Annotated in this window: 5 protein-coding genes; all 5 read left to right on the forward strand. The window is 68.8% G+C overall.

Annotation, left to right across the window (positions count from 1 at the left end):
• Positions 1 to 399 precede the first annotated feature (399 nt).
• On the forward strand, positions 400 to 807 hold the full coding sequence (locus D471_RS0128655; RefSeq protein WP_017601799.1) for a YccF domain-containing protein: 408 nt from the start codon (positions 400 to 402) through the stop codon (positions 805 to 807).
• A 125-nt stretch (positions 808 to 932) separates the two neighbouring features.
• Positions 933 to 2,249 carry an AI-2E family transporter gene (locus tag D471_RS0128660; protein ID WP_026128174.1) on the forward strand — a complete coding sequence of 439 codons (1,317 nt, stop codon included), beginning with the start codon at positions 933 to 935 and terminating at the stop codon, positions 2,247 to 2,249.
• 267 nt (positions 2,250 to 2,516) lie between these two features.
• Positions 2,517 to 4,115 carry an ABC-F family ATP-binding cassette domain-containing protein gene (locus D471_RS0128665; protein WP_017601801.1) on the forward strand — a complete coding sequence of 533 codons (1,599 nt, stop codon included), beginning with the start codon at positions 2,517 to 2,519 and terminating at the stop codon, positions 4,113 to 4,115.
• 221 nt (positions 4,116 to 4,336) lie between these two features.
• The gene (locus D471_RS0128675; protein WP_017601803.1) at positions 4,337 to 4,531 is read left to right on the forward strand and encodes a helix-turn-helix domain-containing protein; all 195 of its coding nucleotides are present in this window, start codon (positions 4,337 to 4,339) and stop codon (positions 4,529 to 4,531) included.
• An 82-nt stretch (positions 4,532 to 4,613) separates the two neighbouring features.
• A partial coding sequence (locus D471_RS0128680) for an enoyl-CoA hydratase/isomerase family protein (RefSeq protein WP_017601804.1) occupies positions 4,614 to 4,991 on the forward strand: 378 nt, incomplete at its 3' end.

Below are 4,991 nucleotides of genomic sequence, written 5' to 3' on the forward strand. Positions count from 1 at the left end.
CGGGGGGTAGGGAAATTACTCGCAGAACCGTTACCGAAACCTGATGCCCACTCGGTGGCATCTGGTGGATTGTCCGAGTTTGTCGCAAATCGCAAGATCTGCTGTCTCGCGAAGGACACAGCACATCGTATGGTGCGATGTCCCGCCTGCCTAGGGGCTCCCCCTGATGCGCCGATCACATTGTGGACAGGACCAGGGCCCGCGATAGGGCTTGACCGTATGTCCTCACCCAGGGCGACGACCGCGGAGAGGGTCCGATGCGTCCTCCCCCTAGGGGAGGAGTCGGGGAAACGGCGCCGAACGGGTCGTGGCACCCGCGCGTCCCAGCGGGTACAAGTTCGGATGCGACCCCTTCGGACCGGTCGCCCACCTGTCGTGACACACAAGGAGCAAGGCACCGTGGCCCTCTTGCGGCTCATCCTCAACATCATCTGGCTGTTCGTCGCCGGTTTCTGGCTGGCGGTCGGCTACGTCATCGCGGGCGTCATCTGCTGCGTCCTCATCGTGACGATCCCCTTCGGTGTCGCCTCCTTCCGTATGGCGAGCTACGCCCTGTGGCCCTTCGGCCGGGATCTGGTCCGCAAGCCCGGTTCGGGCGGGGGCAGCACGGTCCTCAACATCATCTGGCTCATCGTCGCCGGATGGTGGCTGACCATCGGCCACGTCGTCACCGCCGTCGGCCTGGCCGTCACTATCATCGGACTACCCATGGCGTGGGCGTCGTTGAAGATGATCCCGGTGGCCCTCGCGCCCTTCGGCAACGAGATCGTCCGCAGCGGCAGTCCCCGGGAACCCTGGCAGTTCTGAGTCGTTGGGAACCATGTGACGTGGGAGAGCCGGAGTGCGCACCCCGGCGACTCCGGTGACGGTGGCTCCTCGGGCCAGTCGGCTCCCTGACGCCCGCCCCGCAACCCCCAGAGAATGGAGTCCATGTGCAAGCCCAGCGGCCGGGAGTGTGGGCGCTCCTGAACAAGTGGATCTCGGGCCGCAGAGCCCGTGCCCAACGTCGTGCCGCCCAGGCCGAACAGCGGGTCGAGGCGGTGTCCGAGCCGGAGGTCCCCGAGGCGGAACTGGTCGGACAGGACGACGTCGGGGCGGGCGACCTTCTTCGCATGATCAGTGACGTGGCCTGGCGGGTGCTCATCATCGGAGTCGTGGCGGGGCTGCTCGTCTACGCGCTCGTCTACCTCAGCGTCGTCACTCTGCCCCTGATCCTCGCCGTGTTCCTGACCGCGCTGCTCATGCCCATGGCCAACTGGCTGCGCAGGCCCAACCCGATCAAGCGCTCCGGGTTCGGCCGGGGGCCCTCCACGGCGATCAGCATGATCTTCGGGCTCGCCGTCCTCAGCGGGGTCATCTCGCTGATCGTGACCCCCGCCGTCAGCGGCTTCGACGCCCTGGTGGACAGCGTCAACAGCGCGGTCATCCAGCTCCAGCAGCTGGACGTCCCCTTCGGTCTCGACCCCGCGCTGTTCAGCAACCTCATCGACAACGCCTGGGATCAGATCGAGGCCACGATCACCGAGAACCAGGACCAGATCCTCACCGGCGCCTGGACCGCGACGACGGCCGTGATCCAGCTGCTCGTGGGGCTGGTGCTGATGCTCGCCCTGACGGTGTACTTCGTGCACTCCGGTGACCAGCTGGTGGAGTGGATCGTCACCCTGCTGCCGCCCAAGTCCCGTCCGGGTCTGCGGTACAGCGGGAGGGTCGCCTACGGAGTGATGGGCCGCTACGTGCGCGGCGTGGCGATGGTCGGTCTGTTCGACGCGGTCGGTATCGGTATCGTCCTCATCTTCCTCATCGACACCACGCTGGCCATCCCACTGATCGTGCTCACCTTCATCGGTGCCTTCCTGCCCATCATCGGTGCCTTCCTCTCCGGTCTGCTCGCCGTGCTCGTCGCACTGGTGACCGAGAACTGGGTCGTGGCCCTGATCGTGCTCGCCGCGGTGATCCTCGTGCAGCAGCTGGAGAGCAACGTCTTCGCCCCGCGGATCTACGGCCAGGCGCTCGAACTGCCCTCGGCCGTGGTGCTCATCGCCCTGACCATCGGTGGCATCGTCGGCGGCATTCCCGGCCTGTTCCTGGCGACGCCCATCGCGGCCGTGCTCGCGGCCCTGCTGCGCAACCGGCCCCCGGTCCACCAGGCCCACACGTCCGAGGAGCACAAGGAGACCGTGGACACCGGGCCCGCGGATCCGCCCCGCGGGGAGGCAGGGGCCGACTCCTCGGCGTCGCGGGCCTGACGCGGGAAGTCTCCGCCTGGCACGGCCGAGGCCGGGGCACAGGGGAATGCGCGTCGCCCCACGCCCGTTGTGGGTGCGGAGCCGCCTCCCCGAGGCCCCGGCCGTAAACCTCGTGCCACCTTGCGCGGGGGGCGTTAGGCTGGGTCGGTCGGCCACCTCGGCCCACCACGCCGGTCGGCCGAGACCGGCCACCCCTCCTCCGCCGCAGGGCCGTTCCGCGCCCCGGTCGTCACCACCCAGTCCCACCACCGCTAGGAAGCCCCTGTCATGCTGATCGCCACCGACCTCGAACTGCGCGTCGGCCCCCGGGTCCTGCTGGAGCCGAGTACGTTCCGTGTCGCGGCGGGAGACCGGATCGGACTGGTCGGTCGCAACGGCGCGGGCAAGACGACCATGACGAAGGTGCTCGCGGGCGAGGGCCTGCCCACCAACGGCACGGTCACCTCCTCCGGCAGCATCGGTTACCTCCCCCAGGATCCGCGTACCGGCGACCTGGACGTGATCGCCAAGGACCGGATCCTCTCCGCCCGCGGCATCGACGAGGCGCTCGAAGGGCTGCGCCAGGCCGAGAAGAAGATGGCCAGCACCGACACCAAGACACGGAACAAGGGCGTGCGCGCCTACGCCCGGTGGGAGGAGCGGCTGCACGTGCTGGGCGGATACGCCGCCGAGTCCGAGGCCGCCGCGATCGCCTCTAGCCTGGGGTTGCCCGACAGCGTGCTCTCCCAGCCGCTGCACACGCTCTCCGGCGGCCAGCGCCGACGGATCGAACTGGCGCGCATCCTCTTCAGCGGTGCCGACACCCTCCTCCTCGACGAGCCCACCAACCACCTTGACGGCGACTCCATCGTCTGGCTGCGCGACTTCCTCAAGAGCCACCAGGGCGGCCTCATCGTCATCAGCCACGACGTGGAACTGGTCGAGCACGTGGTCAACAAGGTGTTCTACCTGGACGCCAACCGCAGTGTCATCGACATCTACAACATGGGCTGGAAGCAGTACCTGACCCAGCGCGAGGCCGACGAGCGCCGTCGCCGCCGGGAACTGGCCAACGCCGAGAAGCAGGCCGACACCCTGCGCAAGCAGGCGGACAAGTTCCGGGCCAAGGCGTCCAAGGCGCGAGCCGCCCAGCAGATGCTCAACCGGGCCGACCGGATCATGGGCGGCGTGCAGGGTGTGCGCAAGTCCGACCGGGTCGCCAAGCTGCGGTTCCCCGACCCCGCCCCCAGCGGCCGGACGCCTCTCATGGCGGAGGGGCTGTCCAAGTCGTACGGGTCCCTGGAGATCTTCTCCGGGGTCGACCTGGCGATCGACCGGGGCAGCCGCGTCGTGATCCTCGGGCTCAACGGCGCGGGCAAGACCACGCTCCTGAGACTGCTCGGCCGGGTCGAGGAGCCCGACACGGGACAGGTCGTGCCCGGCCACGGACTCAAACTCGGCTACTACGCCCAGGAGCACGAGACCCTGGACGTGGACCGGAGCGTCCTGGAGAACATGATGAGCGCCGCCCCGGACCTACCCGAGGTCGAGGCACGCAAGACGTTGGGCTCCTTCCTGTTCACCGGTGACGACGTGGACAAGCCCGCCGGGGTGCTCTCCGGAGGGGAGAAGACCCGTCTGGCCCTGGCCACGCTGGTCGTCTCCAGCGCCAACGTGCTCCTCCTGGACGAGCCGACCAACAACCTCGACCCGGCCAGCCGCGAGGAGATCCTGGCGGCACTGCGCAACTACAAGGGCGCGATCGTGCTGGTCACCCACGACGAGGGTGCGGTCGAGGCACTGCAACCCGAGCGGGTCATCCTGCTGCCCGACGGTGTCGAGGACGTGTGGAACACCGAGTTCGAGGACCTCATCGCCCTGGCTTGATCCGGGGGTGGAACAGGTGACGGGCGGTGTGGGGCCGGGGACGCACGAGTGCCCGGGAGGTTCACCGCCGCCCGTTTCGGACATCCGCGGTGGCGCTCCGAAACCCTGTCCGAGGAGAGTATCCGGGACGCGGTGCACCGTTGGGGTGGCGGCGTTCCGTTCCGGTACCGGATCATGGCGGAGAGTACGATCCGGCTCACCACGACCTCGAGGAGTGATCAGTGAACGACGCGCTGAGCAAGGGCACCCGCGTGTCCGGGGAGGACCGATCGGCCCTGGCCACCCAACTCAAGCGCCGCTATGACGCGGGGGAGAGCATCCGCACGCTGGCAGCCGCCACCGGCCGGGCCNGCGAGGCGGGGGTCGAGCTGCGCGGGCGCGGCGGGGCGACGCGCCGACCGGGGCCCGGCGCCTGACCGACGCTTGTCGGGGTCTTCCGCCTCGGATTGGTTACCAGCCAGTAATGTCAGGGTGGAACCCGACACGACGGAGGAACCCATGGCAGAGGCCCCGAACGCCCCCGCGAGCGCTCCCACCCAAGAGGAGCTGCACCGTGCCGGTCTGAGACTGGCGGTGGACGGCCCGGTCGCAAGGATCACCATCAGCCGTCCGGAGCGCCGCAACGCGATGACCGGCCGTACGTGGACCACCCTGGCCCACATCGGCCAGACGCTGCCGGACGATGTCCGAATCATCGTCATCACCGGAGACGGTGACATCTTCTCCGCCGGCATCGACCTCAACATGTTCACCCCCGAGGGAGTCGACGGCGAGCGGTCCATCGTCGCGGGCCTGGCCGACGGTTCGGCGGACGAGGCCGCGTTGGAGGAGTACATCGCCAGCCTCCAGGAGGGGTTCCTGTGGCTGGGCCCGCCC

Origin of the sequence: Nocardiopsis lucentensis DSM 44048, assembly GCF_000341125.1 — a bacterium.
GTDB classification, from domain to species: Bacteria; Actinomycetota; Actinomycetes; order Streptosporangiales; family Streptosporangiaceae; genus Nocardiopsis; species Nocardiopsis lucentensis.